Here is a 17,761-nt window from a genome sequence, read left to right on the forward strand (position 1 = left end):
TTTGGTCACTTTAACTTTATCAGAGGTCGCCCCTATCTGTTTAGTCCAAAATGTGTGCACGAACCCATAAAAATGACAAGAGGCCCCCGTGAGCGAACAAGTCGCTCCCGGGGGCCTCTTTGTTATAAATCTACTGAGTTATGTCCCAGCCTCGTCCTTACGATTCGATGCGATTAGATAAAGAGGTTCAAGTTGCCGCCTTCAGCTGCCCCGAGGTATGCTGCCACACCGCCGAGGTCGATACCATCGATTAACTCTTCTTCTTTGATGCCCATGACGTCCATCGACATCGTGCAAGCGACCATTTTGACGCCTGCCTCTTGGGCTGACTTAATCATTTCGTCGAGTGATGGGACGTTCTTGTCACTCATGACTTTCTTCATCATCTTCTGTCCGACGCCACCGAAGTTCATGTTCGAGAGCGGGAGTTCGCCTGCGTGTGACGGCATCATCATGCCGAACATCTTCTCGAGACCTTGTTTCTTCACTTCCGGTGCGTCCGGTTTACGGATGACGTTGAGACCCCAGAACGTGAAGAACATCGTCACGTCTTTACCCATCGCCGCCGCACCCTGGGCGATGATGAATGAAGCGAGGGCACGGTCAAGGTCACCGCTGAAGACGACCATCGATGCGCCGTCAGCTGCTGGTGCACCTGCTTGGACGGCCGCAGGGCCATTTCCTTTTTGAAGAATCGCTTCAACTCGACCGTTGACGAACTGTTTCGAAACGAGTTTGTTGCCCGTCTTTTTCGCCCACGCCTCGATGTCAGCGAAGAAGCCTGGATCGCTTGCGAGGACACGAAGTGTCTCGCCTTCGCCTAGTTCAGCGACTTTTTTGTTTACTTCTAAGATCGGTCCCGGGCATTGCAGACCGCACGTATCTAGGAAAATCGGTTCCCCGACTGGTTGATTCGTCATTACTGGTGGTGCCTCCTCCGTTGCTGTTGCGGCAGTCTCATTCGCTGCCTTCGTTCCTGCTTCAATCGCATCGAAATCACGTCTCACTTGTGACCACGTCTTGTAGCCACCGCTCAAGTTTTTCACCTTGAATCCGTTTTGACGCAAGATGCGGGATGCGAGATATCCGCGAAGCCCGACTTGGCATGTCACATAAATCGTTTCGTCTTTGCTGTAGTTATCCAAGTGATCGCGTAGCGAGTTGAGCGGAACGTTGATTGAGCCTGGGATTTTACCGAGCTCGTGCTCTGATTCGTCACGGACGTCGAGCAATGTCGCGCCGTTTTGGACCAAGTCGTCAATCTCGTTCCAATGTACGACTTCGTTATCGCCGAGGACGACGTTCGACGCGACGTAACCGATCATGTTGACCGGATCTTTCGCCGAGCTGAACGGTGGTGCATAGCTGAGTTCGAGGTCTGGAAGATCGAGGACCGTCAAGCCACCTTTCATCGCTGTCGCAATGACGTCGATGCGTTTATCGACACCGTTCATCCCGACACCTTGTGCGCCGTAGATTTCACCGGTCGTCGGGTGGAACAAGAGTTTAAGTGATACTGGTGTCGATCCCGGGTAATAACCCGCATGTGAACCTGGGTGGACGTGGACGGCTTCGAACTCTTTACCGGCCGCTGTCAAACGCTTCTCGTTCCAGCCTGTCGAGGCGACGGTCATATCGAAGACTTTGGCGATCCCAGTCCCCATCGTTCCGTTATATTGGACCTCACGACCGTTGATGATATCGGCGACGAGACGTCCTTGGCGGTTGGCCGGCCACGCGAGCGGAACGACCGTCGGCTCTTTGAAGATATAATCGAGCACTTCGACGGCGTCACCGATCGCGTAGATGTTCGGGTCTGACGTGAGCATCTTCTCGTTGACGCGGATGGCGCCGCGCATGCCTGTTTCAAGGCCTGCTTCCGTTGCGATCGACGATTCTGGCACGACACCGATTGACAAGACGACCATATCGGTCTCGATGACGCGACCGCTCTTCAAGTGGACACGTTTCCCTTTCTCAGAGAAGGAATCGACACCGTCAGACAGCTGAAGATCGACGCCATGGAGACGCATGTGTTCGTGAACCGGTGAGACCATCTCACGGTCGAGCGGTGTCATAACTTGGTCGGCCATCTCGACGAGCGTGACATCGACGCCACGTTCCCGTAAGTTTTCAGCCATTTCAATCCCGATGAAACCGCCACCGATAACCGTCGCGTGTTTCGGCGCTTTGTCATCGACGTAGCTGCGGATTTGATCCGTATCGGGAATGTTGCGGAGCGTGAAGATGTCTTCTGCCTCTTCAATACCAGGGATGTTCGGACGAATCGGTTTCGCTCCTGGTGATAAGACGAGTACATCGTATGACTCATCGTACGTCTCACCTGTCTGGACGTGTTTCACCGACACCGTCTTCTCGGCACGGTTGATTTTCGTCACTTCCGTCAAGTTACGGATGTCGAGTTGGAAACGCTTGTTCATTCCCTCGACCGTTTGGACGAGCAGCTTTTGACGGTCTTGAATGACGTCGCCGATATAATATGGAAGACCACAGTTCGCGAATGAGATATACTCCCCCCGGTCGAACATGACGATTTGGTTCTCTTCATTTAAGCGACGAAGGCGTGCGGCTGCTGAAGCGCCACCGGCGACTCCACCGACGATTACGATTTTTTTACTCATTGCGCATTTCCTCCTTTGACGACTTCACCAGGCCAGCTCATCAAGCCATCTTCTATATTGACCACTTTATAACCTTTCGCTTCCATTTGCCAAGTTGCTTGCGTGCTGCGAGCCCCTGAACGACAAAGGACGATGTATTCTTCTTCAGGGTCGAGTGTCTCGATCCATTCCGAAATTTCAGATAGCGGATAATTTGTCGCGCCGGCAATGTGCGCTTCTTGGAACTCGTCACGTTCACGAACGTCGACGATGTTGACCGGTACTTCAAAATCCATTTGACGTTTCAAGGCAGATGCTTTCATGTTTGTTTACCCATCCTTTTGATCTATGATATTTCACTTATTTATTCGTCAGCTTGGTAGCGGGCGTCCGATGAAAGTTTGTGATTCGTTGAACATATCGCTTCCACGTCATTAATATACCCCCTGCGGTATTTGATTGCAAGGAATATGTTTGACGAAATGGTAAACGTTCAAAAATTCTTCCCATCAAACGTTGTCACTCGACACATACTCCCCTACGTATTAAGATGAGACTACACAAGAAATAGTTGGGTTACTGAACGATTTTTATATAGAGGTGAATCGAATGGAACAGTATCAATACGATGCGAAAGTGTTGAATCGGATGAAGCGTGTCGAAGGTCAAATCCGGGCCATTATTCGCATGATGGAAGAAGGGAAAGAGTGTCGCGACGTCGTCACCCAGTTGAGCGCGGCCCGTTCGGCGCTCGACCGCGCCTCGACGATTATCGTCGCGAAGAATTTAGAGCAATGCATCATCACGGCGCAACAAGATGGCGAAGATACGTCAGAAACGGTCGAAGAGGCCATCAAAATGTTGATGAAACGCTAGTTCCCCTTGCTTTCCCTAGCCAAATGGGCGAAAGTTAGAGTAACGACTTTTAAGGGGGACTTCTTTGTGAACTTCGAAGAAAAAGTGGAATCATTCAAAGCGCTCGTCGCTGAACGCAACATGACGTTCAAAGAGAGCGAGACAGATACGCACGTAACGTTTTTGACGCGTGAAACGACTAAATCTGGGGCTCAGCCCGTTATGATTATCGCCTTCAACAAAAAGACGACGGACGCCGAGCTCTACGCCGCGACCGTGACGCACGTACCGGATTACGTCGAAGACCTACCGATTTTGAACGCCTTGAACGAGTTCAACCAAGAGTTCAAATACTTCCGTTGCGTCCTCGACAGCGATCGTGACGTCACACTCGCATCGACGCTCGACCTCGACCTCGGCTTCTCGCCAGAGATCATCTTGCAACACTCGTTCATGATGTTCCAAGCAGCCGATGAAGTGAACGAGTATATGCAGAAGCTCTACACACAAGTCCAATGACGACAAACCGCCACGGAAAAATCCCGTGGCGGTTTTTTGAATCATTTTTCGTGGTGGTCCGTATACGTATAAAAAGGGGGAATGTACGATGACGACGCGTTACACCCGTTACGTTGAGACACTCGATGCAATCAAACAAGCCACCAAATGGTCGCTCACCGATGACTTCCGGCGGTTGATGGCCATCCATTATGCCATTCACGATGCCCCGTTCGACCCATCCAGGTTTGAACAAGCGCAGGCCGCCTTAAAACAAAGGACAGGCATGTTCTCAAAGTTCCGCGGAACGAACAGTCTCGTCTGGCTCTCATTCCTTGACGCCAAATATGAAGACGTCGCCCCGGCAATCGACGAGGCACTACGCCTCGATCAGTTACTCGACCGGAAACATTTCCGTTACAGCACGTTGCGTCCGTTCATCGCGAGTCAGCTGCTGAACGTCGACGACCCGGAACGCCGACTCGACGAGGCGACGTCCCTCTATCAAACGTTCAAACAACATCATCCGTGGCTGACGAGCGAAGAAGATTTATTGTCCGCCCTCGTCCTCGTCCAAGCGTTTGACGACCATAGCACTTTGAATGAACGCATCGAGGCGTACTACGAGGCATTGAAGGTCCACGTGTCCCGCTCGAACGAACTCCAGCTCGTTTCGCACTTGCTCACCTTCAGTGAACTCGACCCGACCGATGCCGTCACACGCTTCCTCGATTGGCGGGAGCGGCTCCAACGGCAAAAGATCACCGTCCGAAACGAACATCTGCCACCGCTCGCCCTGCTCACAATCGTCACCGAACCGACCGACGAAACGGTCCAGGTCGTGGTCGACATCGTCGTAGCTGAAACCGAGAAGCAGCGTTGGTTCAACACGCATGCGTTAACCATCGCCTTGCAGCTCGTCGCCGCCGACACCATTACCGAAGAGGCGAGCGAACTGCTACTTCATGGAACGTTCGCCCATCTGCTCGCGATGCAACAAGCGGCCACGGCCGCCGCGACAGTGGCCGTCATCTCGAATACGTCGTCGAGCGACTAAAAAAGAAGGGTCTCCCCTTCTATACATATAAATAGGCGCTCAGACAGATTAGGACGAACACAGAATTCGCGATTTCAATGATGCCAATGCGCATAATCGGGACTTGTTTCCCGTAAAAACCAATCGCTCGGATGAGACTCGGCGCATAGGCCAACGCAAGTAACGGATTACCGAGCACGATAAAAGCCATGACGAGCAAGACGTGGTAGCCCCACGAAACGTTTCGATACGTTTGGCTCTTTTTCTCTCGAATCATCGTCTTCACGTAAAAGATGCTGCCAAGAAAGTAGAAGTACGGTAAGACGAATAGCCATACCATCGTCCCGTCCACGACGCGCGCCCCGAGGTAATAGCTGGCCACCCCGCCGATACAAAACGAGGTGACGGCACTGACGTCGTTCCAAACGTTGCGCTCGTCCTTCATTTTAGCGAAATAAGCGTTGACGAGACCGAACGGGAGCATCGCAAAAACGAACCATATGAGACGCCATTCGGTCAGGAAGACAGGGAGCGCGGCGATGGTTGCAATTAACAGATAGAGGGTGACTGTACGAAGCAGTTCTTGCGACTTTTTCCGTTGCTTCACGTATTGGAACAAGAAAAACGTACCCATGTAGACGAACAGCCAGGCGATGGCGAACGGGATGTGTGCGAGCGTCCAGCCGCCGACGATGCCACCAAGTAAAAACGGTAAAATCAGCATCGACCAGGCGCCGTGCTGTTTTGGAATCATCCATTTCATTGTGCTTCACTCCTTCTATGTCGAGTGTAAAGCACGTTGCGATGAAAAAGCTGTGACATTTGTTACTGAGGAACGCAGATTCAATCAATTGTTCAAAAGGAGTAGCTTTGTATGTTTCCATCAAATGAACGAAGAAAAAATAGACGTGTCTTTCTTTATCTGTTCGGATTCGCCTTCATACTGCTACTCATCGGTCGCAGTTCAGTCCCTCTTCCTATCGCTTTCACGACCGCTTTTATTCCGTTTGAAGTTTCGGAGCCGACCTATCTCCCTCTAAAATCGACGGATACATATGGCAACGTGATTCAATTAAATCAGGCTCGTCTCGTCTATAAAAACGACACGGAACAGTTGACCGTCTGGGCGACGACAGACCTCGGTTGGAACCATGTCGCGACGTGGGACGAACCTGTCACATTAGGGGATGGGTCAAACGCTTATTTCAATGACGTGGACGACACTCAAATGGTGAGCTGGCAAGATGGAGGCGTCGAATATGCGATTGATTACAAGGGGCATCGCCTGTCTAAAGACGATTTATTACGAATCGCAAGTTCAATTCAATGATTTCAAACAAAAAACGATCTCACGCGAGATCGTTTTTTGGTGCAAGCTTCGGTTTCATGACTGCCGGCGCAGGCTGTTCAATCACATCGTCCGTCATCATCTTCGTGACGACACGTCCCGCGATCGAGACGGCGACGAGCGTATACAGTGCATTCGACAGCGGCAAATAGATGAGCGAAATCGCCAAGACGATCACATCAAAGGCGATGAGGATCGTTCCGACCGAAATTCCGGTCCACTTCGACAAGCCGAGGGCGAACAAATCGTCCCCTCCCGTCGCTCCGCCTGACTTTAAGACGAGCCCGAGACCGTAACCGGTCACGATACCGCTCGCGATGGCGGCAAAGAGCGTTGCCGGCCACACTTGTACGTCAAACGTGAGCAAGTCGAGCCGATCCCACATCGCATAGCTGAGCGAAAGTGACGACGCCGCAAGCACGGCTTGCCCGACGAAACGCCAGCCTTTCCACCACAATGCGACTAAAAAGAACGGGATGTCGAGTACGATCATCGAGATTGCCGGATCGATATCAAATAAATAGCGGCCGAGTAACGATAACCCGACGAAGCCCCCTTCTGCCAAACCAAACTGTTCATTCAAATAATAATAACCGAACGCCATAATCAGCGTTCCGAGCACTATGGTAGCAACTCGTTTCATTCCGATTGTCCTCCCCGTTTTCAACGGAGAGGAGGATCCTCAGTCGTAGCTGCGGTTCCATCTGTTCCATCTCCGATCTTCCGTTTGTTGATTTTTACATGAATTCAGCTGTAAAAACTCAACGCTAGAAGTCCGGCAGTTGGAACAGAGGCCACGTCCTCTCGGTATCCATAAAACCCTTCCTTTCTAAAATTGCGCGTAATAATAGAATCAGTTTACCACAATTTCAGTATTCTTTCATTAACTGTACATTTAGTGTAAGTTACGTTTCGGTAAATTCTTCTTGCCGAACCACCACCAGTTCCAGTCCCCGAACAGCTTCATCAAGGATGGGACAAGCAATATCCGGATGATTGTCGCATCAATAAAGATAGCGAGCGCAATCCCGACCCCGAGTTGCTTGATCGGACTGACACCGGTGAAGGCGAACGCGCCGGTGACGACGATCATGATGATTGCAGCGGACGTGATGATTTTACTCGTCTTCGCGAGTCCCATCTCCGTCGCGTAATCGTTGTCCCCGGTCTCCCGGTAATATTCTTCAATCCGTGAGACGAGGAACACCTCGTAATCCATCGACAGGCCGAACACGAGCGAGAAGATGAACACCGGCGTCAAAATACTGATCGTCTCGGCGTCATAGACGTAACCCGATTCGAAGATGATGACGAGGAGTCCAAACGTCGCGCCGAGACCGAGCACGTTCATGATAATCGCTTTAATTGGAATCAAGATGGAACGGAACGCCCACATGAGGATTACGAACGTCGCCAAGATGACGGTGATGACGGCATACGGGATGCTGTCATAGATTTCCTCGTAAATCTCTTCGTTGAACGCAGCCGGGCCCCCGACCTCGAACCCCTTCTCGCGCCAATCGCGGACGAACGCCTGCGCTTCTTTATCGCTCGGCGGCACGTCGAAGCTGACGTTGACGAGGGCGAGGTCCGTATTGCCGTCAAGCGTGACGAGCCGGTCGAACGCCTCAAGTTGTTCCGGAGCAACTTCGGCGAGCTGTTGGAACGCTTCCGGTTCGAGCCCGGATGCCGTCAAGAACGTCGTCACGTTATCGACGATCGGTTCTTCGTTCAATTCGTCGGTCAACGCGACTAGCTCGTCCAAAATCATCGAGTCGGTCAAATCGTTCGTCTCGAACAAGAGGACTGCATCCGTCGCGGTCGCGCCAAACACATCATCCCAGCGTTCTAAGGCGGCACGTGACTCATACGATGTCGGCAACGCATCGGCGGCCGGAATGTTCAGCTCTAAATCGCGAACGAACCAAAGGCTTGGCAACAAGAGGAGAAGCGCAACGAGCGTCATCACGACCGGACGTTTCATCACGAAACGGGCGAGCTGTTGCCAGCGCACTTCAGAACGGACCTCGTTCGTCTTGATGAGACGTCCTTTGTTGATCGCATCGCCGACGATGTAAAGTGCTGACGGCAACAGTGTGAGCGCCGATAGGACGGCACCGGCGACGGCGATGAGCGCGCCGAGCGCGATGGCTTGGAAGACGTCCACTTGAATGAACAACAACCCGGCCAAACCGACGAACACACAAAGCCCTGAGAAAAGAATCGAACGTCCCGCCGTTGCGACCGTCCGAACGATTGCCGCTTCCCGCGACTTCCCTTTTGCCAACTCTTCACGATAACGGTTGACGAGCAGGAGCGAGAAATCGATACCGAGCGCGATGGCAATCATGGCGACCGCGTTCAATACGAAAATCGAAAGCTCCATCGATTGGGCGAAGAAAAAGAGCGCCCCGGCGGCCACGATGAACGTGATCACCCCGACAAAGAGTGGCATGAACGCCGCGAGCGGTGTCCCGAAAACGAGCAAGAGAACGACGAGCGCGACCGGAATCCCAATCAGCTCGGCCCGAATCAAGTCGTTCTTCGATGCCTCGTTCAAGTCATCGGCAAACACCGGCTCACCGGTCAAGCGTACGTCTGTATCCGTATTGGTGATCAACGCGTCCCGGACGGCCTCGATTGACGCCTCGGCCGTCTCGTAGTCGTCAAACTCGAGGAGCAAATACGCGACGTCTCCGGACCGCGCGTCCGGATTCTCATTCGGTGTGATGACACCTTCGACACCGTTCACCGTTTCGAGTTGATCGCGCTGTGCGTCGAGCACCGCGTCGAGGTCCCCGCCTTCAAGTAAGACGATCATCGACGCCCCGGCCCGGTCGAACCGGTCATTCAATTGATCTTCCACTTGGGCGAAGCGACCGTCTTGAATCGCAAACCCGTTCCCCCTCAACTCACCAGGGAGCTGTAGCCCGAAATAAACCGATACCGCCAATAGTAGGGTCCAAATCGCGACAACTATGTAGCGCCAGCGGACCAAATGCTGTCCTAATCGTTCCATTCTTGTCCTCTCCTCTCCATCTCACAAGACTCTTCCCGTTTTGACGGTCTTTCATCAGAGTCTTCACAAAAAACTCCTGAACCTTGAATGAGGTTCAGGAACGTCAACGCTCGAACACTTGAATCCAGCTGTGACAAAACCGGCGTGGCGTTGACAAGACGACGAGCCGGTCACCCAACTCGTCTAACAACATGACTTTCAATAAGGCGTTCTCGGCACACACGTCAGAAGAGAAGCGTTCGTGCTCGCGGTCAAACAACTGGAACGACGTCGTCGACGTGATGGCGGTCGTCGTTCCGATTTGGTCGACGATGACCGTATCTCGCTCCCCGCCGTACGGGATGACCCACCGTTCCTTCGCCGCGACATCTTCGACGAGAAAACGTCGATTCAATTCATCATACAACGTGACAAGCCCCGGTGCCGTGAAACGTTCAAAATCATAGTCCGGTTGATACGCCAAGTCGATGACGGCACCGAACGTAGGGACTTCCTCGTAAAGACTGTAGCGGAACGTCTTGTCGCGCACGTTCAAGGCGACGAGATCGGACTCTGCCGAGTACAAGTATAAATCGTCCCCGTCCCAATGCGATAAGTTACTGAACCAATCCTCGTGAAACGCGCGTGGTATCGGATGAGACTCCATCGTCCCTGTTTTGAGGTCGAGGACTCCGTATGTTTGCAAGTCGCGGAACATCGCGACCGCTTTCTTTCCATGTGGCTCTATATAAAGTGCGCACGGCGTCCATTCCCACGCGAGTTTCCATTGGATTTGAAACGTCTCGTCAAAAAATAGAAAACCGGTTTGCGCCAAATACAACATCCATCCTCCACCGACACGCTCTAACCATTCGACTGTCTGATGAAATTGATAGTCTGCGACTTGTTTGTACATTTGATCACTTCCTAGCTTAAGCTTAGCAACGACCGAACCGTTTGACGATTTTCAATGTGTTCCGCGAACACATTCTCATTCCATCCCGTTTTACTGTATACTGACGGTAATGAATGAATGGAACGAAAGGAGGGAGCGAATGCGCCCACTTCAACTATCACCCGAGACCGCGGTCGAACTTGCCAAGAAATTAAACGTACCACTCGAGGAACTGATGCATATGCCAAGACACATCCTCGTTCAAAAAATGATGCAACTTGAAGCAAGCGAAGCCGAGGCACCAGACGAAAAGGAGACGGAATGACGTCTCCTTTTCTTGTGCTCACTTTTGCTTGTTCTTGCGTTTTTTCGTGACGTACCAGAGACCGAGGAGCGCGAGCGCGGCCCCACCGGCGACAGCGTACTTGCTGTAATCCGGACGACGTTCCGTCACGACGAGCGTCGATAATGGCGCAATCGTCATATGACGGTCTTCGATGAGACGCGGTGCCGTCAAATTGACCGTATGATCTTCGACGTTCACTTCAAACTTCCCGGACGGCAACTTCACGTCGACCTCCTCTTCAAGGCCGTTATGGTAAACGAGATGACGTTCCACGTATCCTTCGACGTGGCGATGTAGCTCATACGCAATCACGCCTTCCTCCTCGTCGAAGAAACGTAAGTGTTTCCGAATCTGCTCCGCATTCTCGAGACGGAACAACGGATACTGCTTGCGTAAACTAATCAATCCTTTGACATACTCGACGCTCGGCGTCTCAAGCTCGGCCCGGCTCCAGTCCAAGCGGTTGATCACTTCACCAGAGTTGAAACTGTTCTCGTCTCCGTCTTTTGTCCGGAAGAACTCTTGGCCGCTATGGAGGAACGGAATCCCTTGCCCGAGCAACACGATGGACGTCGCGAGTCGATGGCGACGACGGCGCGTCGTCTCGTCATCGTCCGGATTCGTCACGGCGAGCTTGTCCCAAAGCGTCAAGTTGTCATGGCACTCCACGTAGTTGACGACTTGGTTTGGCTCATCGGCAAAGCTTTGACTCGTGACCGCACCGGCGATGCCACGTTTCACGTCGGCCGTCATGTCGAGATTACCGCTCACCCAGCCCGGCAAGTCTTCGATGAACACGTCACCGCGCACACCGTCGCGGATGGCGTCATTGAATTGGGCGATGCGCGGCATCTTGCGGGCGTTATGTTGGTTCGCTTTCTTGCGTACCGATAGCGGCGTGTCGAGATCCCAGCCTTCCCCGATGACGAGGATGGACGGGTCGACCCGGTCGAGCGCTTTGCGGACTTGGTTCATCGTCTTGACGTCATGCAGCCCCATCAAATCGAAACGGAAGCCGTCAATCATGAACTCTTTCGCCCAATACGTGACGCATTCGACGATGAGCTTTCGCATCATCGCCCGCTCCGACGCCGTGTCGTTGCCACAACCTGAACCGTCTGCGAGCGTGCCGTCTTCGTTCAACCGGTAATAATAGTCCGGTACGAACTGACCGAGTGGTGTCGTCAACGCGTCATACGTATGATTGAACACGACATCCATGATGACGCGAATGCCCCGGTCATGAAGTGCTTGAATCATCGCCTTCAACTCGATAATCCGAGCGGCCGGGTCGTCCGCAGACGAGGCGTATGAGCCTTCGACAGCGAAATAGTGGACCGGGTCATAGCCCCAGTTGTAGTTATCTTCACTTTCTTTCGCCTCGTTGACCGAGCCGTAGTCAAAGAACGGCATGAGCTGCAAGTGCGTAATGCCGAGCGAAGTGATGTAGTCGAGGCCAGTCGGGTAACCGTTCGGCGTCTTCGTGCCGACCTCCGTCAGCCCGAGGAATTTACCGCGATGCAGGACACCGCTATCCGGATGGCTCGTCAAGTCACGGACGTGCGCTTCATAGATGACCGCTTCTTGCGAAGAGTGGAAGAGCGGTCGTTCTTTCACCCAATGGTCCGGTTGGAGCGACGACGGGTCAAGCAAGGCACCGCGCTTGCCATTCACACCGACGACTTTCGCATACGGGTCGAGCGATTCGACACGTTTGCCGGCGACGACCGCCTCGAACACGTAAAACTGTCCTTCGAACGTTTCCCGGTCGAGTTCGATGACCCAAGTCCCTTTCTCGGCGCGCTCAAGCTCCATCCGCTCGAACTTACGGGCTTTTGCCGTCCGGAAAAGCTTGACGGTCATGCCGTCGGCGACGGGCGACCAAACACGCAACCGGATGATGTCGTCTTTAAACGTCACCCCGAGGTCTTTCCCGTGATAAGCCATATGGTCTAAATCTACATTTGTCTGTTGATCGATAGTACGTTCCATTCTTTCACTCCTTCACTACTTCAAATCTGCTATCATTATAACAAAACCCTCATAAAGGATGGATGAAACATGGCAAAAGACAATTCTTTTGATATCGTGTCAGAAATGAACCTCGAAGAAGTGAAAAACGCGATTCAAATTGCGGAGAAAGAGATTTTGAACCGCTACGACTTCAAAGGGTCAAAAAGTGAGATGTCACTTGAAAACGGTGACCTCGTCCTCGTCTCCGATGATGACTACAAACTCGAGCAATTAAAAGACGTCCTCATCACGAAGATGATTAAACGTGGCGTCCCGACGAAAAACCTCGACTACCAAAAAGTTGAACGCGCCCTCGGTGGTACGGTCCGTCAACGCGTCAAGTTGAAGAGCGGCATCGACAAGGATGACGCGAAGAAAATCAACAACGCCATCAAAGAATCGAAACTGAAAGTGAAGTCACAAATTCAAGACGACCAAATCCGCGTCACAGGCAAGTCGCGCGATGACCTCCAAGCCGTCATGCAACTCGTTCGAGACCTCGAGTTGTCGGTCGACGCCCAGTTCACGAATTACAGATGAAACTCGCCATCATCAGTGACCCACACGGTTCGTTCGCTGATTTGAAAGCCGTCCTCGAATCCGTCCGGCGCGAGACGGAACATATCCTTTGCCTCGGCGACTTGTACGAGTGCCATATCGGCAAAAAGCGGCGCAATGAACGGTTCCATGACGTGACAGACGTCGTCACGTACGACCCGGACTACGAGGCACTCCTCACGTTCCCGAGCCTGCGCGGCAATCAAGAGGAGCGAATCGACGAGGTGCTTGTCGTGTCTCACCCAATCAAGACGCGCATCGCGCTCTTGCCGGAACAGACGACGCTCGATGAGGCATTGTTTTTGCATGGCCATCAAGTGAAGTGGAACAAGGACTGGGAGCCAATCGTCGACAAAGGCAAGTACCCGCTCGTCTTTATCGGGCACAGTCATATCCCCGGCATTTACCGAAAAGGTCGCTCGTTGCCTTGGGAGATTGGGACGCCGTTTAAATTGAAAAAGAAACGCTACGTGATCAACGTCGGCGCGATCATTTTCGATCGGGAGTGGTGTTTGTACGATACCGAAGCACGGACCGTGACACGGATGAAGGCATAAGAAAAGGGACCTTAAAAAAACAGGTCCCTTTTGTCGTGCTTACATTTCCTCTGGAGCTTGAACACCAATCAAACGGAGTCCTTCGGTCAAGACGATCGTCACCGCTTTGACGAGGGCAAGACGCGACTGTTTGCCGGCGTCTTCTTCCAAGACACGGACGTGGCCGTAATACTTGTTGAACGCTTGGGCCAAGTCAAGGACGTAACGGCTGATGATTGACGGCTCACGACGCTCGTGGGCACGTGTGATCACGTGTGGGAACGCGTTGAGCATCGTCACGACACCCCATGTGTAATCGTCGTCCGCACCGGTGAAAGCCGATCCGTCGTAATTCCCTTTACGAAGAAGTGAGTTCGCGCGTGCGTTTGTGTACTGCACGTACGGACCTGTCTCCCCTTCAAACTTGAGCATGCTGTCGAGGTCGAACTCGATGTTGTTGATGCGCTCGTTCTTCAAGTCATGGAAGATGACCGCGCCGACACCGACCATGCGTGCCACGTCGTCCGCGTTCGCAAGTTCCGGGTTCTTCTGGGCGATGTTCGCTTGCGCTTTCTCGATCGCTTCTTTCAACACTTCCTCGAGGAGGACGATGCGGCCTTTACGCGTCGACATCTTCTTTCCTTCTTGCAAAATCAAGCCGAACGGCACGTGGTGCATCCCATCGACGAAGTCGTAACCGAGTTTACGAAGAACAGAGAACAGTTGCTTGAAGTGAAGCGCCTGCTCGCCGCCGACGACGTAGTTCGCCTGGACGAAGTTGTACGTCTCATGACGATATACGGCTGCCGCGAGGTCACGCGTCGCATAAAGCGTCGCACCGTCTTTTTTCTTGATTAAGCACGGTGGCAAGTTCTCGTCTTCGAGTGAGACGACCATCGCCCCTTCACTCTCGACAAGAAGATTCTTCTCTTCGAGCATGCCGACGATGCGGTCCATCTTGTCGTTATAGAACGCCTCGCCGTTGAAGCTGTCGAACTCGACACCAAGAAGGTCGTACACTTTTTGGAACTCTTTCAGTGACTCGTCACGGAACCATTGCCAAAGCTCGGTCGCTTCTTCGTTTCCGTCCTCGAGCTTCTTGAACCAAGCGCGACCTTCGTCTTCGAGCTCCGGTTGCGTCTTCGCTTCCTCATGGAAGTGGACGTACAACTTCAAAAGCTCTGCAATCGGGTTGGCGCGCACGGCTGCCTCGTCGCCCCATTTCTTATACGCGACCATGAGCTTTCCGAACTGGGTTCCCCAGTCGCCGAGGTGGTTGATGCCGACGACGTCGTAGCCGTTCTTACGCGCGATTTGGTTGATCGCATTTCCGATCACGGTCGAGCGCAAATGGCCCATCGAGAACGGTTTGGCGATGTTCGGTGACGAGAAGTCGGTCACGATCGTCTCGTTACGCGTCGCGTGCGTCGCGTAGTCCGTCTTTTCGTCGAGCACCGTGTTGATGATTTCTTGCGAGACGACGTCACGGCTCAAGAAGACGTTGACGTATGGGCCGGCCGCCTCGACTTTCGTGAACAAGTCGTCGTTCAAGTCGTTCGCGATATCTGTCGCGATCATGACCGGGGCCTTGCGATACGCTTTCGCGAGTTGGAAACACGGGAAGGCGAGATCCCCGTGTGCTTCATGTTTTGGTTTTTCGATCAAGTCCTCAATCTGGTCGACCGTCAGTTCGTCGCCGATGACACGGGACAGTGCTTCTGCATACTTGCGTTCATAACTCATTTCATTTCCTCCTTGTCCTCATTCACAACATAAAAAAAACGCCCTTTGCACAGATGCAAAGAGACGGGATGGCCCGCGGTACCACTCTTCTTGCCTGCATGACGCAGACCGCTTTATCGGTGATAACGGGGGTCCCCCGGCTACGCCTACTCAAGGTTCGGGTAGCATCTCAAAAGTGCGTTTCGCGACGTCTGTCAGCCTAGGCTCTCACCAATCCCTAGGTCGCTTTGTTGACTCGACAATCGTTACTCTCTTTTTCATCGACTTTCGTCTATGTGGTTGAAAAGCAATTTCATTATAGAGGATAATTCCTGTAGACTCAATGCTAGAATTCCGCCATCATGAGGATTAGGCAGGACTGTCGCCGCATCATGCCGAATTTTACGATACACCATCGATTTCCCACAGTAGGAGGGGCCATGAACCATTTCCGCAAGATGTCTGCCCTCGGTTGGGGTGTTTGGAGTTTATTTCTTCTGCTGACCGTCACCTTGTTCGCGACAGGCGTATTGAACGCACCGGCGATCGAGCCGCTGCCGTTCATCTTGATCGCGTTACTCGTCATCATCTTCCAAATGGACTCAATCGAGCGTAAAGGCGTTTATTTCACATTTTCAGAAAGCATCGTCCTCATCATCTTTTTATTCTTCGATTTTGAGACAGCGTTATTCGTCAACCAAATCGGATTGCTCGTCTTCCAATTCGTCAACTTGAAGCCGCGCGTCGCGCTCAGGCGTTTCCGCTTCACGTACCCGTGGAATGCGATCACGTCTTTCTTAGAACTCGCCATCCCGGCAAGCGTCTATTTGGCGCTCGGCGGACAGACCGGTCTTGGGTTTTATACGCAAGACTCGTTCCTCCCGCTCGCCGGACTGATTCTCGCCATCATCGTGAACACCGTCATTCAAAAGTATCAAGTCGGTTGGTGGTTCCGTGTCGATGTGCCCGTCCGTGATTTTTTAAGCATCGCGTTTTACACGTATATCGTCAGCCTCGTCTTTATTTTGGCCGCTTCCTTTTTCCGCGAGACGAACTTGCTCGTCGTCAGCAGCATCGCCGCCGCGCTCACGTTTTTCATCAAGCGGCTGTTGATTCAAAAAGGACGGCAAGACGCGTTCAAATCGCTCATCGAGCAGTATGACGAGGCAAAAGAAGCTGTCTCCTTGTCGCAAAGCGAGGCCCAAGCGATTGAAGTATTTTTAAGCCAATGTGAACGGCTGAATCAATATGACGCCGGCTTCGTCGAGTTCGCCTTGTTCGACCGCTCGCTCTACTTCGACTTGAAGACGCGTCAACCAGTCGAAAGGCCCCGCGTGTTCGACTTACTCGAAACGTCGCATCCTTTCGAAACGTCGGTCGAGTATGAGATGCGGTTTGAATGGGACGCTCCATTATCCGAAGAGTTCCATGACGACTATCATAGTTTTATCTCGGTCCGTTCCGAGGAGATCGAAGGCATTCGCACATGGCTCATCATGACAGGCGAACACGCTTACGGTTACCCGCTCATCATTCAGCGCGAAATCGTCAAGCTGCTCAAATCGTTCAATCGGACGATTAGCCGCTGCCATGAGCGAGACCGCTTGTATACCGAGAGCCGGACGGATAGTCTGACGCTCCTCGCCAACGCGCGGGCGTTTTACGAATATGGAATTCAACAAATTTCAGACGGATCGATGTACCCCATCTCCGTCGCCATGCTCGATATCGATTTCTTCAAGAAAATCAATGACACGCATGGTCACCAAGTCGGGGATGGCGTTCTCCAAGAGTTCGGCCGACGGATTCGCCAGGCGCTTCGGACCGAGGACTTTGCGGCGCGCTACGGAGGCGAGGAGTTCATTCTGCTCTTGAACCATTGCGACACCGACCAGGCCGTCGAAATCGCCGAGCGTATCCGGCAAAAAATCGAAGCGACGCCGTTCCGTGTCGACGGCATCGACATCCAAGTGACCGCCTCAATCGGGGTCGATACGATTCAAGCGTTCGGTGATCAACGACTCGACGACACGATTCGAAACGCCGACCGGGCGCTTTACGTCGGCGGCAAATACGCCGGGCGCAACCGGGTCGCCCATTTTCAATATTTGACGACCTGACTCATCCCTATGCGAAGCGCATAGGGATTTTCTATTGACAAACCGGTTCGAAACAGATAGGTTAGGGAACGTGTCTTATAACTAAATCATCCGACTTTTTTATCAAGAGAGACCGAGGGACTGGCCCTGCGACGTCTCGGCAGCGGGGAACCTGTGCCAAATCCAGCAAGCACGTGCTTGAAAGATGAAAAAGGCGCTTCTTACATGGAGAGAGC

Annotated in this window: 16 protein-coding genes, 1 riboswitch and 1 other annotated feature; of the genes, 8 read left to right on the forward strand and 8 right to left on the reverse strand. The window is 52.7% G+C overall.

Features of this window, described 5'->3' with window-relative positions; genetic code table 11:
• Positions 1-173: 173 nt before the first annotated feature.
• Together KNP76_RS11095 and KNP76_RS11100 are read right to left on the reverse strand one after the other, a co-directional pair.
• Positions 174-2,642 carry a CoA-disulfide reductase gene (locus KNP76_RS11095; RefSeq protein WP_214844566.1) on the reverse strand — a complete coding sequence of 823 codons (2,469 nt, stop codon included), beginning with the start codon at positions 2,640-2,642 and terminating at the stop codon, positions 174-176.
• A complete protein-coding gene (locus KNP76_RS11100) occupies positions 2,639-2,944 on the reverse strand; it encodes a rhodanese-like domain-containing protein (RefSeq protein WP_214754892.1) in 306 nt (101 codons plus the stop codon). Before KNP76_RS11100 ends, KNP76_RS11095 begins: the two co-directional genes overlap by 4 nt.
• A 286-nt stretch (positions 2,945-3,230) precedes the next feature.
• On the opposite strand from KNP76_RS11100, the gene KNP76_RS11105 reads away from it, so the two are divergent.
• The 3 genes from KNP76_RS11105 (at position 3,231) to KNP76_RS11115 (ending at position 5,031) form a co-directional block, all read left to right on the forward strand.
• Positions 3,231-3,497 (forward strand): metal-sensitive transcriptional regulator, encoded by a 267-nt coding sequence (locus KNP76_RS11105; protein WP_021068154.1) that lies wholly within the window; start codon positions 3,231-3,233, stop codon positions 3,495-3,497.
• A 66-nt stretch (positions 3,498-3,563) separates the two neighbouring features.
• Entirely contained in the window at positions 3,564-3,995 is a 432-nt protein-coding gene (locus tag KNP76_RS11110; RefSeq protein ID WP_034807535.1) for a type III secretion system chaperone family protein, read from the forward strand.
• Positions 3,996-4,083: 88 nt separating this feature from the next.
• Complete coding sequence (locus KNP76_RS11115; protein WP_214844567.1) at positions 4,084-5,031, forward strand: DUF4003 family protein; 948 nt, start codon at positions 4,084-4,086, stop codon at positions 5,029-5,031.
• A 19-nt stretch (positions 5,032-5,050) separates the two neighbouring features.
• Here the strand turns inward: KNP76_RS11115 and KNP76_RS11120 are convergent, their stop codons facing one another.
• Entirely contained in the window at positions 5,051-5,773 is a 723-nt protein-coding gene (locus KNP76_RS11120) for a YwiC-like family protein (protein ID WP_211780068.1), read from the reverse strand.
• Positions 5,774-6,073: 300 nt separating this feature from the next.
• On the opposite strand from KNP76_RS11120, the gene KNP76_RS11125 reads away from it, so the two are divergent.
• Positions 6,074-6,340 (forward strand): hypothetical protein, encoded by a 267-nt coding sequence (locus tag KNP76_RS11125; protein WP_156028800.1) that lies wholly within the window; start codon positions 6,074-6,076, stop codon positions 6,338-6,340.
• Between the two features lie 19 nt (positions 6,341-6,359).
• Here the strand turns inward: KNP76_RS11125 and KNP76_RS11130 are convergent, their stop codons facing one another.
• The 3 genes from KNP76_RS11130 to KNP76_RS11140 all read right to left on the reverse strand — a co-directional run bounded on the left by KNP76_RS11130 (position 6,360) and on the right by KNP76_RS11140 (position 10,272).
• On the reverse strand, positions 6,360-7,001 hold the full coding sequence (locus tag KNP76_RS11130) for a YitT family protein (RefSeq protein ID WP_034804289.1): 642 nt from the start codon (positions 6,999-7,001) through the stop codon (positions 6,360-6,362).
• Positions 7,002-7,253: 252 nt separating this feature from the next.
• On the reverse strand, positions 7,254-9,377 hold the full coding sequence (locus KNP76_RS11135; RefSeq protein WP_211780069.1) for an MMPL family transporter: 2,124 nt from the start codon (positions 9,375-9,377) through the stop codon (positions 7,254-7,256).
• A gap of 103 nt (positions 9,378-9,480) precedes the next feature.
• Positions 9,481-10,272: a hypothetical protein gene (locus KNP76_RS11140; protein ID WP_214844568.1), complete on the reverse strand. Its 792-nt coding sequence runs from the start codon at positions 10,270-10,272 to the stop codon at positions 9,481-9,483.
• Positions 10,273-10,411: 139 nt separating this feature from the next.
• On the opposite strand from KNP76_RS11140, the gene KNP76_RS11145 reads away from it, so the two are divergent.
• Positions 10,412-10,576 (forward strand): YycC family protein, encoded by a 165-nt coding sequence (locus tag KNP76_RS11145; protein ID WP_081825796.1) that lies wholly within the window; start codon positions 10,412-10,414, stop codon positions 10,574-10,576.
• Positions 10,577-10,594: 18 nt separating this feature from the next.
• On the opposite strand, the gene pulA is transcribed toward KNP76_RS11145, so the two are convergent.
• Positions 10,595-12,589, reverse strand: a complete 1,995-nt coding sequence (gene pulA, locus KNP76_RS11150) for a type I pullulanase (protein ID WP_214844569.1) — start codon at positions 12,587-12,589, stop codon at positions 10,595-10,597.
• A gap of 69 nt (positions 12,590-12,658) precedes the next feature.
• On the opposite strand from pulA, the gene KNP76_RS11155 reads away from it, so the two are divergent.
• Together KNP76_RS11155 and KNP76_RS11160 are read left to right on the forward strand one after the other, a co-directional pair.
• Positions 12,659-13,150 carry a YajQ family cyclic di-GMP-binding protein gene (locus KNP76_RS11155; RefSeq protein ID WP_034804297.1) on the forward strand — a complete coding sequence of 164 codons (492 nt, stop codon included), beginning with the start codon at positions 12,659-12,661 and terminating at the stop codon, positions 13,148-13,150.
• Positions 13,147-13,725 (forward strand): metallophosphoesterase family protein, encoded by a 579-nt coding sequence (locus KNP76_RS11160; RefSeq protein WP_214844570.1) that lies wholly within the window; start codon positions 13,147-13,149, stop codon positions 13,723-13,725. The genes KNP76_RS11155 and KNP76_RS11160 overlap by 4 nt, the downstream gene beginning before the upstream one ends.
• Positions 13,726-13,764: 39 nt before the next feature.
• On the opposite strand, the gene argS is transcribed toward KNP76_RS11160, so the two are convergent.
• Complete coding sequence (gene argS, locus KNP76_RS11165; RefSeq protein WP_211780072.1) at positions 13,765-15,447, reverse strand: arginine--tRNA ligase; 1,683 nt, start codon at positions 15,445-15,447, stop codon at positions 13,765-13,767.
• Between the two features lie 56 nt (positions 15,448-15,503).
• Positions 15,504-15,717, reverse strand: a binding site (T-box leader).
• A 149-nt stretch (positions 15,718-15,866) separates the two neighbouring features.
• Here argS and KNP76_RS11170 point away from each other — a divergent pair.
• Entirely contained in the window at positions 15,867-17,546 is a 1,680-nt protein-coding gene (locus tag KNP76_RS11170) for a GGDEF domain-containing protein (RefSeq protein WP_251137450.1), read from the forward strand.
• Between the two features lie 96 nt (positions 17,547-17,642).
• Positions 17,643-17,737, forward strand: a riboswitch (SAM riboswitch).
• Positions 17,738-17,761: the final 24 nt, after the last annotated feature.

This window comes from Exiguobacterium sp. s150, assembly GCF_018618435.1.
In the GTDB taxonomy this organism is placed as follows: domain Bacteria; phylum Bacillota; class Bacilli; order Exiguobacteriales; family Exiguobacteriaceae; genus Exiguobacterium; species Exiguobacterium alkaliphilum.